This window comes from Paenibacillus sp. FSL L8-0494 (assembly GCF_038003695.1).
In the GTDB taxonomy this organism is placed as follows: domain Bacteria; phylum Bacillota; class Bacilli; order Paenibacillales; family Paenibacillaceae; genus Paenibacillus_AQ; species Paenibacillus_AQ odorifer.
The window spans coordinates 3,735,440-3,759,960 of sequence record NZ_JBBOPQ010000001.1 but is presented as its reverse complement, the minus strand read 5'-3'; the positions used below and the strand labels follow the sequence as shown (position 1 = coordinate 3,759,960).

The following is a 24,521-nucleotide window of genomic DNA, read 5'->3' as shown; positions in this document are numbered from 1 at the left end:
CAGAGGGGAGACCACAGTGTTCAAACGAACTGATGACAAGATCACAACCTCGCAGGCTTCCATAATCTTGACCAATTCAATGCTAGGTGCGGGAATTTTGACTTTGCCCAGAAATGTTGTTAAGGCTGTACAGACTCCCGATGCCTGGATTTCAGTAGTGCTGGGAGGTATCACCGTATCTTTGGTGATATTGGTTATGGTGAAGCTTAGCCAGCAATTTCCAGGGAAGACTGTCTTTCAGTATTCTAAAAGAATTGTTGGGAATCTTCCAGGCAGTGTAATGAGTACAATATTGATTCTGTACTTTATTGTGATAGCGGGTTTCGAAATCCGCGTTTTGGCGGAAGTAACGTTGTTTTTTCTTCTGGAAGGGACACCGATCTGGGCGATTGTGATGCCGTTCATCTGGGTTGGCACTTATTTGGTGTATGGTGGGATTAATTCCATGGCCCGCGTGTTTCAGATTGTATTTCCGATCAGTATTTTTATCCTGATAATTTGTTATATCTTAAGTACCAGAATATTTGATATCCAGCATTTGCGTCCTTTTCTGAGTGAAGGTATGATCCCGGTGATCCGAGGCATGAAATCGAGCATCCTGATCTTTACCGGTTGTGAGGTTGTGATGACAATGACGGCCTTTATGGAGCATCCACAGCAAGCAGTCAAGGGAATGTTGGTTGGTTTAAGCATACCATTTGTATTATATTTGGTTACTGTTGTAATGGTTATCGGCGGCTTATCTATTAATTCTGTAATCTCCAGTACCTGGCCGACGATAGATTTGGTGCGGAGCTTTGAAATTTCAGGGTTCTTTTTTGAACGATTTGAATTTCCGTTGCTGGTTATCTGGCTGATGCAGATGTTCTGCAATTTTTGCAGCTTTTTCTTTAATGCGTCACTCGGAATCTCCCAGGTGTTTCACCTAAAGATCCATCCGGTTATGTTCGCTTTAATGCCCATCATCTTCATCTGTACGATGATCCCTCAACGCATCAATGATGTCTTCAGTCTTGGTGATGCGATTGGCTATATGGGTGTGCTGATCTTTATATTGCTGCCACTGTTATTGTCGATTGTATTAATCATTAGGAAGAAAGGACTCAAGCAGAATGTTTAGACAGCGGGTTATTCGCTTACTATTGGTATTTATGATTCTGCTTACGCAGTCTGGCTGCTGGAGCAGTAAGGAAATTGAAGACTTGAGTGTTTATACGGGATTGGCGCTTGACAAGGGGGAACCCCAAACAGTCGAAAAGAAATTTGAGGAACTCGGAGGAAGTTACCTTAAGCATAATAAATTGACGGCTACGGTACAAATTGTGCCTGAAAATGTAATTGGAAACTCCGGCAAAGAAGGTGAAACACCCAAAACTCATTTCCATAATATTTCAGAGTCTGGAGATTCCCTGCTTGAAGTATTCCGCCAGATTTCGATCCGCAAGAACCGTCCGATTATAGGCCATCACCTCAAGGTTGTTGTCATATCCGAGAAATTGATACAACAGGAGAAAATCCGACGGCTAATGGACTTTCTGTTGCGTGATAACGATATTCGCCCTAGCTGCCTCATCTTTCTTAGCCAAGGACGTGCGTCTGATACGCTAAACACGACAGCAGAGGAGGTTCCTTCTTTTCGTCTGGAGGACATGGTCCATAACCACTTCAGGACTAGTAAAGTTATGAAGGGCATAACATTGTCGAATCTAGATGCATTGATGTATTCGAAGCAAAGCTTTGTTTTGCAGAACGTTATTGAGGCAAATGGTGAGGTGGAGTTTTCCGGCGCCGGTATTATCAAGGGAGACACAGGACATTGGATCGGCAATCTGAACCAACAGGATGTGGAGAGTATTGCCTGGATCAAAGGCGATGTTAAAGGCGGGAGCATCAAAACATATGATCAGTCAAACGAAGCAATTACTTATGAGATTAAATCAGTCAAGAGCAAGATTACACTGAAGGAGACTGCTGATGAGAAGTTTTCCTTTCATGTTGCGATTGAGTCTGATGGACGTCTTATTGAGCATTGGGATGATAATGAGCATTCCGCGGAAGTTGCCTATTTCAAAGAATTGGAGAAGATATTCGAGGAGAGATTGACCGAAAAAATTAATGCTCTTATTCACAAAATGCATTCCACCTATAAAGTAGATGTGGCAGGGTTCGGAAATTGGTTCAGCATAGAAAAACCGCAGGTTTGGAAAAAGGTCAAGGATCATTGGGACGAGGAATTTATTCGGATGCCATTAACCTTTGATGTAAAGCTTAAAATCACCGATTTTGGTTCCACGACTGAATGAAGGGTTCACTTGATAAACGTGTTAACTCAAAACGGATCTCAGCAGCCGATGATGGCTATTGAGATCCGTTTCGTGGTTAGTAAGTAGAAGCTGCAAAAACAAACACAACGACGAATAATATAATAATTGCGTACATCAGCGTGCCCACAATTCCACATACCAGACCTGCAATCGCTAAGCCTTTGCCTTGTTCATAACGATTACGGATTTCCTTCAGCGATAAGGCGGATAGAATAATCGCAATAATTCCTAACAGAAAACCAATATAAGGCACAACAATGGAGAGGATTCCCAAGACAAAACCAGCGATTGATTTGCCATTGGTTGGTGCCGGAGGGGGTGGAGGCTGATAATAGTTCAAATTGTCGTTTGGTGGATAGCTCATTAAAATCACCTCCAATAGAAATTGTTATTGAATGTAGTTAATCCAGTGCTCTAGCTGCACACAAGGGACAAGTCCAATAGATTCAGCTAGACGAATGGACGCTTGATTTCTTTCAAGGACGTGATAGCGTGGAATAAAGCCTCGTTCTAACGTTTCTTGTATGGCTGTGCGAACTACCATTTTCGCGTATCCGTAGCTTTGAAATGCTTCTAAAGTATGTACAGCGCCGATTTCCCAGATCTGCTCTTCATTGCGGAACGCTAGGCAGGTACTAACCGGATTGTCGCCCTGAAAGATTGAAACGGAAAACGCTCCTTTTTGGAAATATTCCTCAATTTCTTCCTTATTGTAATGGTTAGCAGCCCAAAGTGGAAGTAGTCTGTCGTCAAATGAATGATTGATTGTTACCTCTTTGTCCTTAACATACCTTAACCCCTCAGTTGTGCTGTAAGAGAAAAACCCCCGAACTTTTTCTAAAGAAAAATGCGCAGACAGTGCCTCTTGGTACTTCACATCCTGCAGTTTAAAAACAAGCTTCGCCTCTGTGGGGAGCAGCGTTAGTAATGCTGGAAATATATCGGGGCAGCTGTAATCCAAAAATACGATGTAATCCGCTTGAGGATATACCCTATGATCATATGCGTATGCTGTGGCTGGAAGAAGTAATACAATACCCCACTGATCACCATGCTCAACTAGATGTGTTTCCATGACTTCGTGGAAGGAGGTTAACATTTTTAACAAGCTTACATTCTTTAAGGGGTTCTTTTGTAGTTTGTTTATGATTTGTTCGTTCTGGTGCACACCCATCCACTCCTAGCTCAGATTTATATATTTTACTATAAATTGTACTTATGCAGATATTTATATTTTTCCTTTACTAATCATTAATCTATTGAAAAAAGAAGGTTGACAGTGACTGCTATAATATATTAGGGAAAATAAAGCTCGCTGTTTGAAGCAGCATACGTGAACGGAGGCACATAATTTCATGACACAATCTATCACAGGCGCTGCTGTTCGTGTAGGAGAAGGTCTATCTAAGCAATTCATCCTAATTCTAGCCATTGCATCAGGACTAAGCGTGGCAAATATGTATTATAATCAGCCGCTCCTAGCTGAGATAGGACGCACATTTAATGCTTCCTCTAACGCAGTGGGATATGTATCGATGCTTACTCAAATCGGCTACGCGCTGGGAATGTTATTTTTTGTTCCACTAGGTGACATTCGTGAACGCAGAACACTGATATCCGGACTTCTTATTGCTGTATCACTGTCCCTAATTGGTTTCGCTACCGCACAAAACCTCACTTGGATGTATATCGCCAGCTTTGCTATCGGCATAACTACGGTGGTGCCGCAGGTCATCATTCCTCTCTCGGCTGAGTTAGCTTTACCGGAGGAGCGGGGGAAGGTTATAGGTACAGTAATGAGCGGATTGTTTTTTGGTATTCTGCTAGCAAGAACAATATCCGGAATTATAGGGGATATGTTCGGCTGGAGAGCGATGTACTGGATTGCCGCAGTAGTTATGTTATTGCTATCCCTTATTCTTTATCGGCTAATCCCGGCAACGAAACCAGACAATAATTCTTCGTACTCCGATCTGCTGAAATCAATGGGGCAACTGATTCGCAGATATTCGACGCTTCGTGAGTCATCTTTAATTGGGGCTTGCATGTTTGGCGGCTTCAGTGTGTTCTGGACTTCTCTAGCTTTCTTTCTGGAAGGAGAACCTTATCACTACAGTAGCTCAATCACAGGATTGTTTGGTCTTATTGGTGTAGCAGGTGCTGCTGGTGCTCCATTTATCGGGAGGTTAGCAGACAGAATTGCTCCCAAAAAGATTGTAGGGATCCTACTGTTAATTACATTGATTGCTTACGGATTTTTTGGTTTAGCCGGATTTACAATCTGGAGTTTGATTGCAGGAGTTATTATTCTGGATCTTGGGGTACAGGGATCACAGGTCAGTAACCAAACACGGATATATGCACTTGAACCAGCGGCTCGAAGTCGTATAAATACTGTTTTTATGGTCAGCACTTTTACAGGTGGAGCGATTGGATCCACGCTGGGAAGTTTTGCATGGCAGCATTGGGGCTGGAGTGGCGTCTGCTTAATGGGGGGAACGCTTGTTGTAGCCGCTCTATGCATATGGATAGTCTATAGAGTGATAGAGAAAGAGGATATACCGGAGATTAGCTAGAAACGTATTATATTACCTTTTATTATACCCGGGAGGTGTTTGATCATCGCTGAGAAGACGAAAGTTATAGAGGTTGTCCCGTATAACCCAGAGTGGAAGGCAGAATTCAATAGATTAAAAGAACAGCTCTTATCTTATGTCGGAGATCTTATTATTTCTATCGAGCATGTGGGCAGTACTTCCATTGAAGGGCTGGCTGCTAAACCTATCATCGACCTAGATCTTGTGATGGAAAGCTACGATGTACTCCCACAAATCATCGAACGTTTACAACAGCGTGGTTATGAACACCAAGGGAACTTGGGAATAGAGGGCAGAGAAGCTTTTCAAAGACTTCAGGATGACGGGTTTATGAAATATCATCTGTATGTTTGCCCTAAGGATGGAAAAGGCTACTTGGAGCATATCGCTTTCAGAGACTATCTGCGATCGAATACAGCAGCGCGTCAAGCGTATGCAGAGGTTAAACAACGCTTGGCAGAACAACATCGTTATGACATTGATGCTTATTGTGAAGGAAAGACGACGTTTGTTAGCTCAATTTTATCTAAAGCCATGAAAGAAACGTAAGAAAGATCAATCATTTGCCCGTTCGAAGATGATTTCGAAATTCACTGGGAGACATGCCGCTCCACTTACGAAACTGCTTGGAGAAGTATAACGCGTCATTGAAACCGACCGAGGAAGAGATCTGGTCGATGGTCAGCGTTCCTCCTAGCAGTTTTTTTGCTTTATCCATCCGAACCTTTAATAAATATTGTTTGGGAGACATGCCGATCTTTTGTTTAAAGACTTTAGAGAGGTGTGCTCTATGATAGCCAAGGGAGGATGCCATATGGTCGATACTGATCTGTTGATGAAACTGTAGAGAAATCCAACGGATCGCTTGATCGATCTGGCGGTCGATAACATCCGGTAATTCTATCGATTGAGAGGGCAGCGAACTTATGTTCGCAACACCGAATTTGTGCACTAGCAGCCGCAGCCAACCCGAAGCTTCTAAGCTCTCCAGTCGAGGATAAGCAGATTGCTGAAAGGATAAACGAATATGTTCATATATCTTATGTATCTCTATTAGGTTATCTAAGTGGATTATTGGCTTGTCCCTTGTAATTCCCACTTCCTGTAGTAGCTGTTCAACCGTTTCCCCTTGTAAGGCCACCCATACATATGTCCAAGGATGATCCATGTCTGCCTGATAGCTAAATAACGCCCCCGGAAAAATAACAAAGGTATCCCCCTTACTACATCCCTGCGAATTACTGCCACTTTGAAAAACACCTTCACCATCAATTACTGTATGAATGAGATAGTAATCATGCACAGAGGGGCCCATTTTATGGCCAGGAACAGGCTTGCCTTCTCCGCTGAATAATACAGATAGGTCATGATCATCGGGAGCCAGATTAAACCCTGCTGTAAAATGATAATGCTCTGAAGCCATTCACTTAGAACCTCCCCAAGATTGCTTTTATAATACATTTAGATTATAGGATTGAATATACAAATGCAACAAACGTCCATATATCTCTTGTATTTCTCCATACTCATTGGGACCGCTCTCATTTATAGTGATTAGTGAAGAGAGCAGACGGTTATGATCTGACATCCTAGTGTTGATAAGGGAATTATAGTTTACTCTACTCCATAAAACTGCGATGTTAACACCGTTCACCTCACCTATAAGGAGGAATATTTCACATGTCTAAAATTACATTTATCGGAGCGGGTAGCACCGTATTCGCCAAAAACGTGTTGGGAGATTGTATGAGAACGCCAGCCCTGCAAGGGTTTGAACTTGCCCTGTATGATATTGATCTACAACGCCTTAAAGATTCCGAGAATATGCTTAATAATATAAAAGAGAGCAGCGGCAGCACTTGTGTTGTGAAATCCTATACGGATCGTAAAGAAGCTTTGCGTGGAGCTAAATATATCATTAATGCAATCCAAGTGGGAGGTTACGATCCTTGCACCATCACAGATTTTGAAATTCCGAAGAAATATGGCTTGCGGCAAACGATTGCGGATACGGTTGGCATAGGCGGGATTTTCCGTAACCTGCGTACTATTCCAGTGATGCTGGACTTTGCTGCGGATGTACGGGAGGTTTGTCCGGACGCACTCTTTATGAATTATACGAATCCTATGGCAGTTCTGACCAATGTGATGAATACCTATGGCGGTGTAAAGACGGTGGGATTATGTCATAGTGTGCAGCATTGTATTCCGGGTTTGTTCGAGCATCTGGGTATGGATCAGACAGGTGTTCAGGCTAAGATCGCTGGGATTAACCATATGGCTTGGTTATTGGAGGTTACTAAAGACGGTGAGGATTTGTATCCGGAAATTAAACGCCGTGCCGCTGAGAAGCAACAAGAATATCACGGAGACATGGTCCGTTATGAAATGATGCTTAAATTTGGTTACTACATTACGGAATCTTCGGAACATAACGCAGAGTACCATCCTTATTTTATCAAACGTAATTACCCTGAGCTTATCGAACGGTTTCAAATTCCACTCGACGAGTATCCACGCCGCTGTGTAGATCAAATTGAACGTTGGCAACAAATGCGTGAAGAATTGGTTAATAACAAAGAACTTAAACATGAACGTTCGCATGAATATGCGTCTTATATCATGGAAGCCATCGAAACTAATGTGCCTTTCAAAATAGGTGGCAATGTTATGAATACAGGTCTTATCACCAATTTGCCAAAAGAAGCATGTGTAGAGGTCCCTTGTTTAGTAGATAGAAGCGGAGTAACTCCGACCTACGTGGGAGATCTGCCTCCGCAGTGCGCCGCACTAAATCGTACAAACATCAATACACAACTGTTAACGATCGAAGCAGCGATTACCCATAAGAAAGAGCATATCTATCACGCCGCAATGCTCGATCCACATACAGCTGCTGAATTGTCGATGGATGACATTACAAATATGTGCGACGAGCTGATCACAGCCCATGGAGACTGGCTCCCAGCGTATAAATAAATTAACTAGTTAGGACTAAGGAAGCCTGAGAAATCAGGCTTTTTTTGATTGTATTTCTACGAAAAACGAATGTTATCTTTAAAAAAGACAACGTCGTTTCTTCTTGCTTATCTGTCTAGGACAACTGGGGGACATCGGAATACACATATATGGATTATCTAAATGTGGAGGTGATCCTTTATGATCGTTGAAAGCTATACCTTAGCATCGTCCACAGCTTATGCTACCCCTTATTATGTGATTAGAGGTGAGCTTCCTGGTCCTGTCTTTATGGTGGTGTCGGGGATACATGGGAATGAGACAGGAAGTATTCGTGCCGCACAGATCATTGTAGAACGTTTTAACCAGAGAAGGTTGTATATACACCGGGGCACGATCATTGTAGTACCTCTAATGAATCAAAAAGCTTACCGCAAACGGATCAGAGGTGTACCCGATTTAAATCGCACCTTTCCACGTTCTAACAAAGTAGTGGCAAAACATCCATTAGCTTCAGCTTTGCTACAGCTAGTACTAAGATATCGTCCCACCTGGTTTCTGGATCTTCATGAAGCAAATGGGTTGTCACAAAAAAATCCGAAGCGACTTGGTCAGTCGATCATCGTCACTCCGGGAAGCCGAGGAATAGGTACAGCAAAACGTGTCATCAAAGGCATTAATCGAACGATTCCCAAAACCGCTTATCATTTTAATATCCGTTTACGGGAGCGCCCCGGCTCCTCAAGGGCAGCCGTTACCCGTATATTAGGGGCTAAAGCATTTACTGTGGAAACCTGCTGGAGCCTTGATCGTGAGCTACGGATTCGCTATCAGATAGATATTGTTAGCCGTTTTTTAAAAAGTGCTGGATTATTGTGATGGAGAAAATATCTGATAACTGTGTAAGCTGGTTCTTAGATCCTAGGAATCAGCTTTTTTGCCGATACAAGAAAGGTAATTGACAACATTGAGTATAGTGTATATATTACGTATATACATTGATAACACATAAACTAGGAGTGAGGGCACGATTCCATGAACATATTGATATCCAACACTTCCGGTGAACCCATCTATGCACAGATTGTCAGCCAGATCCGCCAGATGATTCTGCAAGGAGAATTAGTGTCTGGTACCCCATTACCTTCTATCCGGCTATTAGCCAAAGAGCTGCAGATTAGCGTAATTACAACGAAACGAGCCTATGAAGAACTGGAGAGAGAAGGGCTTATCAATTCAATTGTGGGGAAAGGTTCCTTTGTTTCTGGTGCAGATCAGGAGTTTATTCGGGAACAACGGCTACGGATTATGGAGCAAAAAATGAAGGAGATTATCGACGAGAGTAAAATGCTGGGGATTAATTTTGCTGAGTTTAGTGAGATGTTGAAATTGCTTTATGAGGAGGAGACAGAATGAAAGAAGTCATTCAATTGGACCAAATTTCTAAAAAATATGGCCATTTTAGCCTATGCGAACTTACGTTCGGTATCAAAGAAGGGTATATCACGGGGCTAATTGGGCCGAATGGGGCAGGGAAAACAACAATAATTAAAATGATGATGGGGATGGTGTTTCCTGATCGCGGCAGCGTCAAGATTTTTGACCAAGAGATGTCTATTCATGAAGCAGAGAATAAGGATCGGATTGGCTATGTCTCCGATGAGAATTACTTTTACGATCAATTAACCATCGATCAGATGAGTAAGATTATTGCTCCTTTTTATAGTCGTTGGGATCAAGAAACGTATAGGAAATACATAGAGATGTTCAAGCTTTCCCCGCGGAAAAAGATTAAGGAGCTCTCCAAAGGAATGAAAATGAAGTATTCGCTCGCTATTGCCTTATCACATGGTGCAGATCTGCTCATTATGGATGAACCTACTGCAGGACTTGATCCTATATTCCGAAGAGAGTTGCTTGATTTGCTTAGTGAGCATATCCAGGATGAGAAGAAGTCTATTCTTTTTTCAACGCATAATACGACTGATTTGGACCGGATCGCAGACTATATTGTTTTTGTGAATGAAGGGCGCCTAGTATTTAATGAAATGAAAGAATCTCTAGCCAACAAATACATGCTGGTTAAAGGCAACAAAGAGTTGCTTGATCGGGATGTACGAAAATGGTTCATCGGGCTTAGAGAGACGGAAGTTGGTTTCGAGGGGCTTCTGAACAATCGCTCTGAGGGGGAACACTTCTTTAGGGGTCATGCCATATGCGAAACACCTACTCTGGAAGAAATCATGTATTTTACGGTAAAGGGAAACACTTTGTATGTTTAATCTCTTTTTGCTGATTCGAAAAGACTTTATTCTCCTGCGGAATTTTATCCCTATATTTCTCTTGAGTATCTTGTTTATCGCATATGTTCAACTGGATAACTCCAGCATGTTTGCTACATTTCAATCTTTACTGTTGCTCGTATACTCCTGTTCTATGGATGCACAGAATAACAACACAAAGTTTGTTATAGGGTTGCCAGTAAGACGGCAAGAGATTATCTTGGCTAAATACTTATCACTTGTTCCTTATTGTTTCATCGGTTTGGTTTGCTCTTTAGCTTTGTTACTAATTTCCTTTTCATTTGGATATTCCATTAGCCCGTTTTATTGGATAGGGGTATCTTTAACATTACTGATGATTCCTTTGACTGCGTCTATTTATCTGCCGATTCATTATTGGCTTGGTTCCAAAAACTATTACTTCAATATCCTTTTTAATGTAGTAATAACGATTACCACCCTAAACACTGGATCTTCACTCTCAAATTCATCCTTTTTCTTAACAATTACCCATTTAAAGCTGCAGGATCATCTGGTGCCGATTGGTTTGACAGGGATTGTTTATCTATTCATATTGTACTGCTCTTATAGGATTTCACTACGATTGTTTAGCAAGGAAGAGTTATAAGCTAAGGAGGACGTAAAGTGTATAAATCATTTTTTTTAATTCAAAAAGACTTCATTCTTTTGCGTAAATTTCTGATGCTGCTAATCCCTTTCTTTATTTTTATAGCGTACTCGAACTATCATAGCTTCAGTTTATTTACGGTAATGCCACCCATGCTGTTATTGATAAGCTCCTGCTCAATGGATACTCAGCAGATGACACAACGGTTTCTCGTTAATCTCCCTGTAAGGAGACAAGAGCTTGTCCGTGCCAAATATTTTTCGATCCTTCCGTTTGCTCTTGTCGGGCTGGCAGCAACGGCCTTTACCTATCTCCTGATTGTTGTGACAGGTAAAGCCGTAACCCCTCATTTTTGGCAAGAGGTTGGTATTACGATATCTATTTTCCCTCTCCTTGCGATGCTTTATTTACCGATTCATTACTGGTTAGGGGCAAAGGGAGCACAAGTGGTTAATCTTGTTTTTATGATGATTGTTATGTTTGGCCCGAACGTGTTTAGCTTTTTGATCCAGTGGATACCTGATGTGAACAGATGGCTAAGTTTTGGAGTGAAAGGTACGGTCATTCCCTTTATAATCCTAGGGCTGGCTTATATATTCTTGCTTAGCTGTTCATATATCATTTCTCTGCGGATTTTTGTGCGGAAAGATCTTTGATTCGAAGGATTTGAGATTTTGAATGAATTCATATACCATTGTCACTACAAAGATAAATAGTAGGGGAAGGGTATACAACCAATGCCTAAAATGATTTATAGCTTTCGTACAAAAATGATTATGCTGCTGATGGCCAGTATGCTTGTATCCGGTGGAATTACCTTTTCAATCTATAAAATTCTGCAGAGATATTACCGATCAGAGGTCTTATTAGAAAATCCATTGACTAAAGTTCGCTACTTGATGCGGGATATCGGTGATGTTAATGCGTTTTTGATTATCTTCATTCCTTTGGCCATCTTATTCTTTTTTATATTTACTAAACCATATGCAAATTATTTCAAGGAAATCTCGAAAGGGATCCATCAGCTGGCGTCGGGTGATTTCTCGGAGCGGGTGGATATCCCTTCTAAAGATGAATTCGGCCTTATTGGCCATGATATCAATCTGGCTATTGATCATCTTCAGGAAGCTATTGAGCGGGGAGACTTTGCGGAGAGCAGTAAAGATCAACTTGTGTTAAATCTGGCACATGATCTGCGTACTCCACTTACCTCAGTTATAGGTTATTTGGATTTTATCCTTAAGGACAATGAATTAACGCCAGAACAGACCAGACATTACACAACGATTGCTTATACTAAATCTCAACGTTTGGAAAAATTAATTGATGAGCTATTTGAAATTACAAAATGAACTACGGTAAGCTTACGCTTGAGAAAACCTCGATCGACCTTAGTGAGCTTCTTTTACAATTAAATGAAGAGTTATATCCCGTTTTTGAGAAAAATGGTCTTACTTCCCGCTTGGATGTAACCCAACCTCTGAAGATAGAGGGTGACGGTGAGCTGCTGGCACGTGTATTTGAGAATCTTCTCACTAACGCAGCGCGATACGGAAGCGACGGTCAATTTATTGATATTCATGGGTATTTAGAAGAAAACGAAGTCGTTATTGAGATTATTAACTATGGAGATTGTATTGATCCGGAAGAGCTGCCGCGTATTTTTGATATGTTCTACACCGGGGATCGAGCGCGAACGCATCCCACAGGGAGTACGGGACTGGGCTTATTTATCACTAAAAACATTGTGGAACAACATGCTGGAACAGTTTCTGCACAAAGCAGTGTAGTGCGGACGATGTTTGAAGTGCGGCTTCCACAAAATAATTGAGAACGAAGTCAAGTGTTGACTGGGCAGGAGTAAAAAAACAAGATCTACGTGATCTTGTGGTTTTACTCCTTTTTTAATGGTTTGGTTAGCAAACAGGATGAACGTTACGAACATTTATTTGAAATTTTTAATAAATCGTGATATTATTAGCTTGCTAAGTAATTTGTAAGGCAGTACGGAGGAAATATCTGTGATAGAAAATGAGATAAGGGAACTACTGGATAGAATATCAGCGGAAATGCGTAGAGATTATGCAGAGCTGCTTAGAGAACTAAATCTTCATGTGGGTCAAGAACAGTTATTATGCCGGTTATGGAGAACAGATGGAATGACACAGATACAGCTAAGTGAACGCTTGAATTGTGAGCCTCCAACCATAACAAATATGGTGAAATCTCTTGAAAATCATGGGTTTGTTGTTCGAAAAAGAGATCCTGAAGATGGCAGAGTTAGCCGAGTGTATCTAACCCCAGCCGGACGTAATCTCTGCGAACCTGTGGAACAGATCTGGAACAAACAGCTGGATAAATTACTAGCCGGAATTATACCTGAAGAACGTTTATTATTAAGAAGACTTATGAAACAAATGGCTGATAATTTAGCTTGAATCTGGAACTAATCGCCATAACCGTTAGTAAGCTAATTAAAACTAAGAAAAGAGGAATATAGATGATTACAAGTTTGACTCGCATCAATGAATTAGCTAAGAAAGAACGTGAAGTAGGTCTGACACAAGGCGAATGGGTTGAACAGATCGCATTGCGTGAAGACTACCTGCGTGAAATTCGTGGACAAGTTCGTAACAGTCTTTCTGGAGTGACAATTTTAGATCCGGATGGAAATGATGTAACTCCTGAGAAGCTTCGTGCAGCGCGTAAATAATCAATGAACTAATAAGTGGAAACTACACCTTTAGAAAACGTTGAATTGGCCTATGGCCTATGGTTAATCGACGGATAACTAAAGGTGTTTTTTTGTTATTCCAATCTTAACAGAAGCTTAAATCGTTATCATTAGGGGCTGTTGAAAGTTAAGAATCAATTAAACTTGCGTTACACAGGATCTAAGACTGGATTGATAGAATGGAATAGACAACAGATAAGGGATAACAAGAAGGGGTGCAGAAGTTGGAGAAACTAAAAGAAACATCAAGGAAGGAAATGAAAGTATGAAGAAAACATTATTAATTTTACTTAAAGTAATAGTCGCTATAGTCATACTCATAGCACTTTTTCTGGTCATCGTTTTTACAGTCAATGTGATCAGCAATAAAGTGGAGAAAGGAAAAATAGAACCCTATGGTCAGCTTGTACCTGTCGACGGGAAAAAGATGAATGTAACCATACAAGGGCAAGGCAAGGAAACGGTCGTGTTACTCCCAGGGTTTGGAACCGCATCACCCGTAATTGATTTCAAACCACTTGTAGATGAACTGACTCCTTTCTATAAAGTTGTAGTAGTTGAGCCGTTTGGTTATGGACTAAGTGATGTCACCACAAAAGAACGAACAGTCGACAATATAGTGAGTGAGCTTCATGAAGCTTTACAAGAATTAAAGATAGATCGTTATATTCTGATGGGACACTCTATAGCAGGAATTTACGGACTGGACTATGTGAACAAATACGAAAACGAAGTTAGTGCATTCGTAGGCATCGACAGCAGCGTACCCACACAAGGGGGTAACGATGAAGAATTTCCATCAGGAACCTATAAGCTGCTTAAAAAATCAGGATTTATGCGATTGCTGGTAAAACTCAACCCGGCCCAAATCGTTACACCAAGTGATGATGAGGAAACTAAAGAACAAAATAGAATGATTTCACTTAAAAACATGATGAATCCTAATATCATCAGCGAAGCAGAGCATTTTAAAAGCAATTTCAAAGCCACGGAAACATTAAATTTCCCTAAAGATCTTCCTGTTATTTTCTTCCTAGTGAAAGACAATACGGATGTTCCAGGCTGGGAATCCCTGCATAAAGAACAGATTAAAGACTCCTTACACGGGAAATTGATGTTGCTTGATGGGGAGCATTATTTGCACCATACCCGATCTAAAGACATTGTCGAGAACTTTAGAAGCTTTCTGGGAGAGATAAAGTAAAAATGAATGAGAAAAGCCTGCTAATACAGGCTTTTCTTTTTTTATATTTTCAAATAAGTGAATCCTTTAGAAAAAAATGATAAATTTATCAAAGCAATTATGGGCACTCTATATCCTAATCTTTATAATAGGAAGGACTGCCAGAGTATGTGCGGAATAGCAGGAATATTAAAATATAATGGACAGCCACCACATGAAGAAACCTTAAAACAAATGACAGGGGTTATGAATCACCGAGGTCCCAATCATGAGGGAGTATGGCTCGATTCTCGCATTGGACTTGGTTTTCGCAGATTGTCTGTAATTGATTTACGTGATGGCAATCAACCGATGACGAATGAAGATCGTACTCTTTGGATTATTTTTAATGGTGAAATCTATAATTATAAAACACTACGAGATCAACTTAAGCTAAAGGGACATCACTTTCAGACGCAATCCGATACAGAGGTCATTGTGCATTTATTTGAGGAATACGGCAAGGATTGTGTCCATCATTTACGTGGAATGTTTAGTTTTGCGATTTGGGATCTTAAGGAACAATCTCTTTTTGCTGCTAGAGATCATTTCGGGATCAAGCCTTTTTATTATTACAAAGACAAAAATAATCTTTTATTTGCTTCGGAAATTAAAAGCATACTTGCAGTGCAAGGGGTACCCAGAAAGCTTCAGTATCAAAGTTTATTCAGCTACTTAACTTTTCAGTATGTCCCGCATCCTGATACGATGTTTGAACACATTCATAAATTAGGACCTGCAGAGCGAGTATTTGTTAACTCGGAAGGTGAAATGAAGATCGAGAAATATTGGGAACCCCATTTTCAACCGGTAGTACGATCTTTAGCAGACTACGCAGAAGAAATTCAGTGGAAATTGAAAGAGTCTGTAAACCTTCATTTACAAAGTGATGTGAATAGAGGATGTTTTTTGTCCAGTGGAATTGACTCTACAGCTATAGCTGCAATGATGAGAACAGAAGAATCCACCAAAACCTTTTCAATTGGATTTGAAGGGTTGAACAATGAAACAATCATTGCAAATCAAACAGCAGCCAAACTGGGGACAGATCATTATTTTCACATCTTATCGCAAAAAGACTTTTTTGAAAGTATCCCGAAAACGGTCTGGCATCTAGATGAACCTGTAGCGGATCCTTCTGCCATTGCACTCTATCATCTAAACCAGCTTGCCAAAGAACATGTTACGGTTGTCTTATCAGGGGAAGGTGCTGACGAATTATTCGGAGGATACAGAATCTATAGAGAGCCAAATGCTTTAAGACCGATAACCTGGATGCCTAACTTTATAAAGGATTCGTTACGAAAATCATTATCCGTATATCCCTATCATTTTTATGGAAAAAATTATTTGCTTCGGGGTCTGACACCTTTAGAAGAACGTTTTTTCGGTAATGCGAACATCTTCAACAAAACCGGTAAGATGAATTTGCTCCACGAATCGGTACACGCTCAGCATAGCTTTTTACATCCCGCGGATATCGTTAAGCCTTTTTATGATAAGACAGCTCACCTAGACCCTACGACAAGAATGCAGTTTATTGATATGAATTTTTGGTTACCTGGAGATATTTTATCAAAAGCAGATAAGCTATCCATGGCACATTCATTAGAATTAAGAGTCCCATTTTTAGATAAAGAGGTTTTCGAAACGGCTAGTAAAATACCTGTATCCAATCGGATTGGGCAAAAAACAACAAAACTTGCTTTGCGTAAAGCTATGGAAGGAATCGTTCCGGAAGCTATTGTGAATCGCCCGAAACTAGGATTTCCCGTACCCATTCGTGATTGGCTCAAAACTCCAATTTCAGATATAATGTTCGAACAAATACGATATAGTGGCATTGAAGAAATATTCAATATGAATATCATCGAAGAGATGTTTACCCAGCATCGGAGTAATAAAGGCGACTATTCGCGTAGAATATGGCTAATTTACATTTTTTCAGTATGGTACACTCTTTTTATAAAAGAAGATCTGAAGCAATTAAATAGTGCCGTATTGTAATGGGGGAGTGATTCGTTGAATATTGAGGAATATGCATGGAATAAACATGAACAGCAATTAAGAGAAACTAACATGTTTACTTATACTAGTCCAAAGATAAAGATTATAGATAACCATGAATTAAGAAATCGGCTTGAAGAAACGCTTGAAGAGCTGCCGCAGAAGTTTCTGGCCAAATGGGCTTTGAAAGTAGCAGCTGAGCACCTGGATCATCTGGACCAGCAGCTTGTAAATGACCCGCGGATTGATTTAGGTATAGAAACGCTAGAAAAGCGTATAACTGGTGAGATTAGAGCCTTTGACTTAAGAAAAGTTGGATTTATAGTCAATGAATTGGCCAAAGAGTCCACAACCGATAAGTATGCTGCCCGTTCTTTTGCACAAGCCATTGCAACTGGACATATGAGAGGACATGCTATGGTTTGCAGTGACTATGCAGTTAAACTAGTGAATTACATATCAGAACATTCTTCAGTTGCAGAGGCAGCTACTAAAGAACGGGAAAGACAATTAAGGATAGCTGAAGAGTTGCTTTGAAATTAAAGCTTTAAAGATGAACATGTATGAGGATGATTCTAAAAAATTAAATACTGGTAATAATTAACTTTTTATAATCGAGAGTTATGTAATCTAATGCAACAATAAAAACATTATCAGCACTTAAAGTTTTATGCGAGACTTGATGAGCTTTAAAGCTTAATACTCGTTTAAGATAAATCGATTACTAAATAAGAATCAATTGCTTATGAAAGGGCAGTTATTTTGAACAGGTTTGAACATTGATTAGATAATCATTAATAGACAGTAAATTGGCAATAATTTGGATCAAATTGGTTGGTTCCTTTAATTTATACACTACTTCCTCACAAAACCCGTATTTTGTACATATGTCACTAAGATGCATTCTACTTAGACTATACATAGATCTATATGGATTGTGTCACAATCTAGGGGTTTATATTATTTGATCTATTTATCACTTCCTCTTTCGAGTTCCGAGCAATAACCACATCATTAATTAGAGCCTTGCGATTTCGACTGGCCATATCAATTGCTCAGAGTTTCATCAACCACTTATAGGACGACTCAAATGCATTCAAAAAAACTGTTGAGCTGATTCAACGGTTTTTTTGAAATTCCTACAAGGCATCACATCCAAGTTAAACATTGAGCGATAATCACCCTTTGTTTATATGCGCTAATAACCGGTAGCGAAGCCATATAATCTTCTTCGCTTATTGCACAGTATGTACTAATTTCTTCTTTTTTGAAAAGATTAGATAATAAAGAACTTTGCTGCGTTCTATAGATATCCCCAAAAGTCCCGACAACAATTGTAAGTCTCTTTTGAAGAGTACTATTATTATTTAACTAATTACCGGAAACCGAATCATAACTGTCGTACCACACCCTACCCCGCTGCTAATGTGGACAGTACCTTGATGTTGATCGACGATCCAACGTGCGATCGATAGCCCTAGACCCGCTCCATGATCCCCTCTACTTCTAGAGGAATCTCCCTTATAAAAGCGATTAAATACGAGTGGTAATTCATGTTCCGAAATACCCACTCCGTTATCCTTGACGGTTACAAGAACTGATTTCCCCTGCCTAAGACACTCAAGATCGATTTGCCCATCCGCCTGCGTAAATTTAATGGCATTGTCCAACAAAATCATGAACAACTGTATGAGACGATTCTCATCTCCATTCATGAGCAATTCCGAGCCTTCGACATGAAGCTGTACCCGCAACTGCTTGTAATCCATTATTGGCTCCATTTTTTTGGCGATCTCTTTAATGATCCCGTCAATACGAACAGGTGTGCATGAGATAACTTCCTCATGTGAATCGCCTCTTGCCAGAAGAAGTAGGCCGTCTACCATGTTGCTCATTCTTTTGGTTTCTTTCAGAATGGCTGAAATTGGAGCACTTTCTTCCTCGATCGTATGATCGGGATGGCGTAACAATATTTGTGTTTGCCCTCGGACGACCGAGAGCGGACTTCTCAACTCGTGAGAGGCATCTGCAACGAATTGCTGCTGCTTATCCCAAGCCTTCTGAATTGGTATGAGCGCCCGTCTAGCCAAAGCGTAACCTGCGATGATAGATAATAACGCGCCGACACCGATTCCAATACTAATACACCATAATAACCGGTTCAAATAATACACCTCGGCGGAAATTTCCGTAAATATCTGAATTGTTTTCAAAGGAATGTTCGACAGTTTCTCGACTATTGGCAATTTACCCTGATAGGGTCTGCTCACGAATCGATAGGTTTTCTTACCCACGAGTATCGACTCGGGCCGCATGTGGTTTTGTTTTTCCCGAAGCATCGAACTCAATTCGATATATGGTACTTTATAATATACGCTTTGAATCAATGCATCGTTGGAATCCCAATAAAATGACATCATAAAACGTTCCGGTTCCTTCGAATCAATGTTAAGTACTTGCTCCCCGTTACTTAGAGAAATTTGTTGCATGTGGTCAATATTAAACACCAGATGACGGTCAATATCGGAATAGATCCGATAATGTGCCAACCCATATAACGCTCCCCCCAGTGTGACGAGCAAGCAAAATACGACCGTGCTGTTCCATATCGTCATTCGTACTAACGTGCGTTTAATCATACCGGGGTTTGCTCTCCTTTTATTTGGCGGATTTGATGTATTGATTCACTTGCTGCTCCAATATTGGAAATGGCATATTCCCGTTTCGAAGAAGAACGGAATGAAATGCCTTGATATCGAAGCGATCCCCGAGTTCGCTTTCCGCCTTCTCCCGAAGGGATTGGAATTGCTCCGATCCGATCGCATAGTTTTCGTTAAGTCCAGGATAGGCAATGACACTGTCGATCAAAGCATCGTTCCCCGTTCCGGTAACACTAACCAGATACTCATTAGCTTGTTCTCTTGTCCACTTCAGCCCATGGATACCCGTATCTATCACGGTACCCATGGAATTGCCCAGCAAACGGTTTAGTACTATATTCCGATCAAGCAACCCCTTCTCCGCGCATAAGCTTTCCATATAGACCGCCCATCCCTCTACGTATCCAGCCGTCATCGTTATTTTGCGGATTAATGGAATGGATGGTTGATCATATTGAATCGAGAATTGAAAGTGATGTCCTGGAATACCCTCATGCAAGGCAAGCAATTTAACTATTTCTTCAGAGGTCGGATTTTCGAGTGGAATGACAAATCTCCCGCTCCTATCACCATCTATAGATAAGGGGATATACATTCCACCTGCCGATGCGAAAAGAGCCGAATACGCCCGCACATCCACGGGATGGTCCGGGATAAGCTCCTCTTCAAACCAATCGGACAAGTAGGGCGTGGCATCCGACAGACTGCTGTTTAACGCTTGCAGCAATTTATCTCCAGTTAGGAATCTGGCTGCAGATGTAGTTTGTGCGTGACCCGAAGCCCCGCTTCTTAGCTCCTTCTTGATCTCTTCTACCTTGCGTTTAGCGATCTCGTGAATTTTCTGAGGACTAAGGTCCGTACCCGTAGTAAGTTTGAGCCTTGCAGAATAATACTCGCTGCCGCCCGGCTGATTCCAGATTCCTTGGTTCACGGATGCTTGCTTCATAAGATCGTTCTTGATCACATCGGCAAGTTTGCCGTAAGAAGCCAGTACATGATCGGTTAGGGTTTGCGCTAACGTTTTTTTCAGCTTTTCCTCTTCGGAGGGATCGAGTTTTAACTCGGTTAATTTCTCTGCATACAAACTGTACAGAATCGTTTCTTCCGGTTTCGTATTCTGCAATTTGCTGTAACTCGTAAGCATTTCCTTAAGAAATTCAGAAGAAGGGACAATACCTTTCTCCCGTCTGTCTTGAATTCTATCAATGACATGTGCGACTTTATCTGAAAACCCGTTCAGCGCAACGATATAATTCTTTGCATCTGCTTGGCTGCGAATCGGATAGTTGTTCGCGAAATACGGCGGAAAATTGGTTAGGGAAAGGTAGTCGTTCGTGTTCAAATCCCAATATTTAAATACCTGCTGCGCCGCGCTTAGGTCCCATTTTAGGATATCGTAGGTGAGTTTGTCTTCCGTGGAAAGCTTAGCAGCATCATAGTTATTCAATTTTTTTAACAAGTCATTTCTCTTATCGTTTAATAGTTCGTAATCGGCATCCGACAGGTCCGTAAGCTTAGTGGGACCCCATCGGATTCCCTCCACATTTTTCACGTCAAAATAAAGCTGTGTCTCAGGGTCATCCTTAAGCGCATCTACCGCTATCTTCTGAATCAATCCGTCGAAACTCTCTGGCTGATGTTGGGTCTGCCCAAACAAACCGCCTGCAATCAGCAATACGAGAAGTAACACAGCTAATAAAATAGTCACTCTGGTGTTCTTAAACATCTGTCTTACAAGGTTCATGCATTATTCTCCCCTTTATAGTGTATAAGAAGAATATATAAGATGAACCTTTGATTTCCCTTTGAAAAACTACTTGTTTATTCTGAGTATGTAGCCCAAACCTCTTACGGTTTGGATATATTGATCGGCATGCCATGAAGACAGCTTCTTCCGAAGATAATGGACATAGAGCTCAACGATGCCAATTCCCGCTTCTGAATCCAGTCCCCAAATTCGGTTATAGATTTGCTCTTTCGTCACGATCTGCTCTTTATTCATGAGCAGGTACTCAAGCAGCTCATATTCCTTTTCTGTTAAAGTCAGCTCTTCTCCTGTGACCGTTATTGTTCGATTTCGAACTTGAATAGCAATCGGGCCGTAGCTAATCTGCTCTTCTTGATTAACCTTGCCATAACGGCGCAACAGCACTTTAGCTCTGACAATCAGCTCTGGAATTTCGAATGGCTTCACCACATAATCGTCCGCTCCGATCGTTAACCCCTTTACCCGGTCGTTCAATCCGTCTTTTGCCGTCAGACAAAGAATGGGGATATCCACTCTTTGCTTCCTCAGCTCTTGGATGAACGTAAATCCATCAACCTTAGGCAGCATAATATCCAAAATTATTAAATCGAACTCGCCGTACAGTGCGTGATGCAAGCCATCTTCTCCGTTTTGACACTCCGTAACCTTATGCCCTTCATCCTGCATAACTCTTGCAATTGTGTGCGATATTCCAATATCGTCCTCTACGATCAACAGCTTCATAAGTCCCTCCATGAATGAACAAATATGGGGTTAGACATCTCAGTTCCTCCTAAATAGTACCATATTGCCTGCCCGTCAGCTTATGAACAATGCCATCTTTTAACTTTCTGCAGTAGATGAAATCATATCGGGAATGTAACAAAGTTCGTGTCAACCGTTAAAAAAGAACCCTTAAAGTACTTTGGGTTCTTTTTATTAAACTATTTATTTGAAGTATTTACTTTCATACTTGTCAAGAAGCACCGACATCTTATCCAATTGCCTAGCACCTTCTTGTTACCCGTTTCGAATTTGGAATAATTAATTTTGGTTGTCTTCAGGCTGTCCCGCATTATAATGAACCCTTCCAGCTGGAGTTTTGCCCCTGCCAGATAGTAGTAAAGACAGGAAATTACTCTTCTACTTTTGTAAGTACACCATTTCTATTTTCGTATATTCTTTTTTCGTTTTTTTCCATTTTACGCATGATCTCTTCTTCCAGGTTAATTCCCAGAAGTTCCGAGAGTCCTATCAAGTAGAGAGCAACATCAGCCAATTCTTCACCCAAATCATTTTTCTTTTTCCGGTAAGCATCGCAGGCTTCTGATAATTCACCATAGATAAAACAAAACTCTTGGAAAACATCCGTTACATTAAATCCTTTCGCAATTTTATTCTGATAAACTCTCTTTTGTAATTGTAATAAATCAATCATTTTATTCTCACCTGTCCTATAAATAATTTTTTTATACATCTCTTCAGTGTATATTTGTAAAGCGTTGTAGTAGGCATAAATTAACTTAAAGTATTTAACCATCAGACTGCAATAGCAATCCTCTGAGGTGCCGGTCAATTTTACTCGATTATAATCCCTTCCTCTCCTCTCGTATATTTCAATCCCAGCTTCAACACAATCGCTTTAACTGGGGCATATACGACTCCGCCTTGAACAAGGACATCCTTACTATCTAAATCGACGGTAGCCTGTTTGTTTTTTAAAGAGACAATCACTTGCCTTCCTTCGATACGTATACCTGCACCTATTGTGATTGCCAGGTCTTTGATAGAGCAATACAACAATTCGTTCATGCCCAAAAAAGCAGGCTGGTAGGTATAAACCACCGGTTTATCTTTATATAATATTTTCGAAGGTCGTGCGTAGGTGAAATAATTCTGAAGCGAATTTGAAACAATGACATAATCTCCTGGTGAATCAAAGGCCTTAATATCCTCTTTAGTGATAATCCCTTTTAAAATATCAATATGTACATCCTTGATATATAAAGGTCTGCTGCTTGTGAAAGGAGTATATTCAAGTATAGTATTTGAATGCCATGTGACATCCGATGGATATTGAGTATAAGGAAGTCGATGTCACGGATTTTTTTCTGTGCAACTGTGTCATATACCGAATATATTGGTTTTTCTTGTGAAGGCCATAATTCACTTACCAAATAGCGGCGATCAGGAGATAAATGTATTGCCCGTACATAGGCATTCTGAGGTGTTATTGCTATTTTTTGTTTCGTTTTTTGATTGGTCATGTATAATCTTTGTTGGCGCTCTAAGATATAATCCCCGAATTGAATTTTCCAACGTTCACCTGAGGTGTTGATTTTTTTAATTTCAGATAAATGCCTTTGCTGATTCATTTCATATATTTTGCCATTCATCCGTATGACCAGATTATCGTTCACTGATACAGTATCATTGCCAAAATACAGGCATAAGATCTGGTACAGGAGGAAAGGTCTCGTGTTCCCAGATAGTCACCGGATTTTACAGTAAGATAGGTTGTATTGTCAGTAAAAGAATAGAATTGCAGCTGTTTAGTAGCGGTATTATCTAAAATGTATGTATTGTTACTAGGATGCACAGAGAGCGTGGTACCCGTAATAGTAGTGTCCCAGGTCTCAGAACAAATCGAATTTCCTTCGCTGTCCCAAGTGGGAATAGGATAAAATCTATTCTTATTGATGTGGGCTGCCGTCCTTAGCAGCTTCAACTCTTTATTGGCATAGTCAAAAAAATATACTCTTTCTGAGATGTGCTCTGAATCAGCGAAAGGGTGTTTGCCACTGTAGATTCGTTTATTGTTTTGATATAAGCCATAGCCATATACCCGGCCATCAATGACAACTTTTCGGTTGTCTATAAACAGATTGTAATCCTCTCCCTCCATTGCTTCCCCAGTATACTCACGTATAACGTTCCAATCTGTAGAGTACCCGTCCGGATAGGGAAATGCCATATTCACGAACTCATATTCTTTAAAGGTTTCATCGCCGTTAGAGTAGTCCATTTCATAAACCTTAACCGTAGGAACCAGTTGTTGCATCTCTTTGTTGTCATTGTAATAGAATTAAAGTCCGATAACCTTCTTCTGCTCAACTGCCGAATATACTTTATCATTTGTCCTTATTCCCAGTGTACTTATAAGTATGATCATCGCCATTATACTTTTTAACACTAATGCAAATTTACTATTCATAACGCTAGTCCCCCTACTATTGGTGAAGTTAAATCTTATATATTTGCAACTTTAACATCAATATTTAAGGGTGTTTGTGCAAAAAGTCGCATAAATAATTGTGGAACCGTTACACTCCTATAGTATTAGAGTAATGATCAAGCGATAT

General features: G+C 40.5%; 25 protein-coding genes and 1 pseudogene. 16 read left to right on the top strand and 10 right to left on the bottom strand.

Annotated elements, in window-relative coordinates; translation table 11 throughout:
• Positions 1 to 16: 16 nt before the first annotated feature.
• On the top strand, positions 17 to 1,120 hold the full coding sequence (locus tag NYE35_RS17080) for a GerAB/ArcD/ProY family transporter (protein WP_076106749.1): 1,104 nt from the start codon (positions 17 to 19) through the stop codon (positions 1,118 to 1,120).
• Positions 1,113 to 2,303 (top strand): Ger(x)C family spore germination protein, encoded by a 1,191-nt coding sequence (locus NYE35_RS17075; RefSeq protein WP_076106747.1) that lies wholly within the window; start codon positions 1,113 to 1,115, stop codon positions 2,301 to 2,303. The genes NYE35_RS17080 and NYE35_RS17075 overlap by 8 nt, the downstream gene beginning before the upstream one ends.
• A gap of 76 nt (positions 2,304 to 2,379) precedes the next feature.
• Here NYE35_RS17075 and NYE35_RS17070 read toward each other — a convergent pair whose 3' ends face one another.
• Entirely contained in the window at positions 2,380 to 2,688 is a 309-nt protein-coding gene (locus NYE35_RS17070; RefSeq protein WP_036676925.1) for a DUF4190 domain-containing protein, read from the bottom strand.
• Between the two features lie 24 nt (positions 2,689 to 2,712).
• A complete protein-coding gene (locus NYE35_RS17065; RefSeq protein WP_341121761.1) occupies positions 2,713 to 3,492 on the bottom strand; it encodes a GNAT family N-acetyltransferase in 780 nt (259 codons plus the stop codon).
• Between the two features lie 187 nt (positions 3,493 to 3,679).
• Between NYE35_RS17065 and NYE35_RS17060 the strand changes: the two genes are divergently transcribed.
• Positions 3,680 to 4,900: an MFS transporter gene (locus NYE35_RS17060; RefSeq protein ID WP_076106745.1), complete on the top strand. Its 1,221-nt coding sequence runs from the start codon at positions 3,680 to 3,682 to the stop codon at positions 4,898 to 4,900.
• 39 nt (positions 4,901 to 4,939) lie between these two features.
• Positions 4,940 to 5,470: a GrpB family protein gene (locus tag NYE35_RS17055; RefSeq protein ID WP_256717328.1), complete on the top strand. Its 531-nt coding sequence runs from the start codon at positions 4,940 to 4,942 to the stop codon at positions 5,468 to 5,470.
• Positions 5,471 to 5,480: 10 nt separating this feature from the next.
• Here the strand turns inward: NYE35_RS17055 and NYE35_RS17050 are convergent, their stop codons facing one another.
• The gene (locus NYE35_RS17050) at positions 5,481 to 6,344 is read right to left on the bottom strand and encodes an AraC family transcriptional regulator (RefSeq protein WP_341121759.1); all 864 of its coding nucleotides are present in this window, start codon (positions 6,342 to 6,344) and stop codon (positions 5,481 to 5,483) included.
• Between the two features lie 257 nt (positions 6,345 to 6,601).
• On the opposite strand from NYE35_RS17050, the gene NYE35_RS17045 reads away from it, so the two are divergent.
• From NYE35_RS17045 to NYE35_RS16990, 12 genes and pseudogenes are all read left to right on the top strand, one after another.
• Complete coding sequence (locus NYE35_RS17045; protein WP_341121757.1) at positions 6,602 to 7,900, top strand: alpha-glucosidase/alpha-galactosidase; 1,299 nt, start codon at positions 6,602 to 6,604, stop codon at positions 7,898 to 7,900.
• A gap of 180 nt (positions 7,901 to 8,080) precedes the next feature.
• Positions 8,081 to 8,758, top strand: coding sequence for a M99 family carboxypeptidase catalytic domain-containing protein (locus NYE35_RS17040; protein ID WP_076106743.1), 678 nt, complete (start codon positions 8,081 to 8,083; stop codon positions 8,756 to 8,758).
• Positions 8,759 to 8,914: 156 nt separating this feature from the next.
• Positions 8,915 to 9,295: a GntR family transcriptional regulator gene (locus tag NYE35_RS17035; protein ID WP_036676940.1), complete on the top strand. Its 381-nt coding sequence runs from the start codon at positions 8,915 to 8,917 to the stop codon at positions 9,293 to 9,295.
• Positions 9,292 to 10,161, top strand: coding sequence for an ABC transporter ATP-binding protein (locus NYE35_RS17030; protein WP_076106740.1), 870 nt, complete (start codon positions 9,292 to 9,294; stop codon positions 10,159 to 10,161). The genes NYE35_RS17035 and NYE35_RS17030 overlap by 4 nt, the downstream gene beginning before the upstream one ends.
• Positions 10,154 to 10,789, top strand: coding sequence for an ABC-2 transporter permease (locus tag NYE35_RS17025; RefSeq protein ID WP_076106738.1), 636 nt, complete (start codon positions 10,154 to 10,156; stop codon positions 10,787 to 10,789). The genes NYE35_RS17030 and NYE35_RS17025 overlap by 8 nt, the downstream gene beginning before the upstream one ends.
• A 17-nt stretch (positions 10,790 to 10,806) precedes the next feature.
• Entirely contained in the window at positions 10,807 to 11,445 is a 639-nt protein-coding gene (locus NYE35_RS17020; protein ID WP_036676948.1) for an ABC-2 transporter permease, read from the top strand.
• An 81-nt stretch (positions 11,446 to 11,526) separates the two neighbouring features.
• Positions 11,527 to 12,620, top strand: a pseudogene (locus NYE35_RS17015) (ATP-binding protein).
• Between the two features lie 190 nt (positions 12,621 to 12,810).
• Positions 12,811 to 13,227 carry a MarR family winged helix-turn-helix transcriptional regulator gene (locus tag NYE35_RS17010; RefSeq protein ID WP_036676954.1) on the top strand — a complete coding sequence of 139 codons (417 nt, stop codon included), beginning with the start codon at positions 12,811 to 12,813 and terminating at the stop codon, positions 13,225 to 13,227.
• Positions 13,228 to 13,289: 62 nt separating this feature from the next.
• Positions 13,290 to 13,502, top strand: a complete 213-nt coding sequence (locus NYE35_RS17005) for a DUF896 domain-containing protein (protein WP_036676956.1) — start codon at positions 13,290 to 13,292, stop codon at positions 13,500 to 13,502.
• 286 nt (positions 13,503 to 13,788) lie between these two features.
• Positions 13,789 to 14,727 carry an alpha/beta fold hydrolase gene (locus tag NYE35_RS17000; protein ID WP_341121754.1) on the top strand — a complete coding sequence of 313 codons (939 nt, stop codon included), beginning with the start codon at positions 13,789 to 13,791 and terminating at the stop codon, positions 14,725 to 14,727.
• A gap of 147 nt (positions 14,728 to 14,874) precedes the next feature.
• Positions 14,875 to 16,752, top strand: coding sequence for an asparagine synthase (glutamine-hydrolyzing) (asnB, locus tag NYE35_RS16995; RefSeq protein WP_341122477.1), 1,878 nt, complete (start codon positions 14,875 to 14,877; stop codon positions 16,750 to 16,752).
• 15 nt (positions 16,753 to 16,767) lie between these two features.
• Positions 16,768 to 17,289 (top strand): putative immunity protein, encoded by a 522-nt coding sequence (locus NYE35_RS16990; protein WP_341121752.1) that lies wholly within the window; start codon positions 16,768 to 16,770, stop codon positions 17,287 to 17,289.
• Positions 17,290 to 18,119: 830 nt separating this feature from the next.
• On the opposite strand, the gene NYE35_RS16985 is transcribed toward NYE35_RS16990, so the two are convergent.
• From NYE35_RS16985 to NYE35_RS16955, 7 genes are all read right to left on the bottom strand, one after another.
• Positions 18,120 to 19,391, bottom strand: a complete 1,272-nt coding sequence (locus tag NYE35_RS16985) for a sensor histidine kinase (protein WP_341121750.1) — start codon at positions 19,389 to 19,391, stop codon at positions 18,120 to 18,122.
• A gap of 19 nt (positions 19,392 to 19,410) precedes the next feature.
• A complete protein-coding gene (locus NYE35_RS16980; protein WP_341121747.1) occupies positions 19,411 to 21,156 on the bottom strand; it encodes a DUF885 domain-containing protein in 1,746 nt (581 codons plus the stop codon).
• 69 nt (positions 21,157 to 21,225) lie between these two features.
• Complete coding sequence (locus NYE35_RS16975; RefSeq protein ID WP_341121745.1) at positions 21,226 to 21,903, bottom strand: response regulator transcription factor; 678 nt, start codon at positions 21,901 to 21,903, stop codon at positions 21,226 to 21,228.
• Between the two features lie 391 nt (positions 21,904 to 22,294).
• Positions 22,295 to 22,597 (bottom strand): MazG-like family protein, encoded by a 303-nt coding sequence (locus NYE35_RS16970; RefSeq protein ID WP_341121743.1) that lies wholly within the window; start codon positions 22,595 to 22,597, stop codon positions 22,295 to 22,297.
• Between the two features lie 140 nt (positions 22,598 to 22,737).
• Positions 22,738 to 23,004, bottom strand: coding sequence for a hypothetical protein (locus NYE35_RS16965; protein ID WP_341121741.1), 267 nt, complete (start codon positions 23,002 to 23,004; stop codon positions 22,738 to 22,740).
• A gap of 128 nt (positions 23,005 to 23,132) precedes the next feature.
• The gene (locus NYE35_RS16960) at positions 23,133 to 23,579 is read right to left on the bottom strand and encodes a hypothetical protein (RefSeq protein WP_341121739.1); all 447 of its coding nucleotides are present in this window, start codon (positions 23,577 to 23,579) and stop codon (positions 23,133 to 23,135) included.
• Positions 23,576 to 24,220 carry a hypothetical protein gene (locus NYE35_RS16955; protein WP_341121737.1) on the bottom strand — a complete coding sequence of 215 codons (645 nt, stop codon included), beginning with the start codon at positions 24,218 to 24,220 and terminating at the stop codon, positions 23,576 to 23,578. The genes NYE35_RS16960 and NYE35_RS16955 overlap by 4 nt, the downstream gene beginning before the upstream one ends.
• Positions 24,221 to 24,521 lie beyond the last annotated feature (301 nt).

Bases quoted from the DNA above. Each gene is read 5' to 3' on its own strand.
- asnB (WP_341122477.1), top strand. From the start codon at position 14,875: ATGTGCGGAATAGCAGGAATATTAAAATATAATGGACAGCCACCACAT.
- NYE35_RS16970 (WP_341121743.1), bottom strand. From the start codon at position 22,597: ATGATTGATTTATTACAATTACAAAAGAGAGTTTATCAGAATAAAATT.
- NYE35_RS16975 (WP_341121745.1), bottom strand. From the start codon at position 21,903: ATGAAGCTGTTGATCGTAGAGGACGATATTGGAATATCGCACACAATT.
- NYE35_RS16980 (WP_341121747.1), bottom strand. From the start codon at position 21,156: ATGAACCTTGTAAGACAGATGTTTAAGAACACCAGAGTGACTATTTTA.
- NYE35_RS17030 (WP_076106740.1), top strand. From the start codon at position 9,292: ATGAAAGAAGTCATTCAATTGGACCAAATTTCTAAAAAATATGGCCAT.
- NYE35_RS17045 (WP_341121757.1), top strand. From the start codon at position 6,602: ATGTCTAAAATTACATTTATCGGAGCGGGTAGCACCGTATTCGCCAAA.
- NYE35_RS16985 (WP_341121750.1), bottom strand. From the start codon at position 19,391: ATGATTAAACGCACGTTAGTACGAATGACGATATGGAACAGCACGGTC.
- NYE35_RS17075 (WP_076106747.1), top strand. From the start codon at position 1,113: ATGTTTAGACAGCGGGTTATTCGCTTACTATTGGTATTTATGATTCTG.
- NYE35_RS17070 (WP_036676925.1), bottom strand. From the start codon at position 2,688: ATGAGCTATCCACCAAACGACAATTTGAACTATTATCAGCCTCCACCC.
- NYE35_RS17005 (WP_036676956.1), top strand. From the start codon at position 13,290: ATGATTACAAGTTTGACTCGCATCAATGAATTAGCTAAGAAAGAACGT.
- NYE35_RS17000 (WP_341121754.1), top strand. From the start codon at position 13,789: ATGAAGAAAACATTATTAATTTTACTTAAAGTAATAGTCGCTATAGTC.
- NYE35_RS17040 (WP_076106743.1), top strand. From the start codon at position 8,081: ATGATCGTTGAAAGCTATACCTTAGCATCGTCCACAGCTTATGCTACC.
- NYE35_RS17060 (WP_076106745.1), top strand. From the start codon at position 3,680: ATGACACAATCTATCACAGGCGCTGCTGTTCGTGTAGGAGAAGGTCTA.
- NYE35_RS16955 (WP_341121737.1), bottom strand. From the start codon at position 24,220: ATGCAACAACTGGTTCCTACGGTTAAGGTTTATGAAATGGACTACTCT.
- NYE35_RS17035 (WP_036676940.1), top strand. From the start codon at position 8,915: ATGAACATATTGATATCCAACACTTCCGGTGAACCCATCTATGCACAG.
- NYE35_RS17050 (WP_341121759.1), bottom strand. From the start codon at position 6,344: ATGGCTTCAGAGCATTATCATTTTACAGCAGGGTTTAATCTGGCTCCC.
- NYE35_RS17025 (WP_076106738.1), top strand. From the start codon at position 10,154: ATGTTTAATCTCTTTTTGCTGATTCGAAAAGACTTTATTCTCCTGCGG.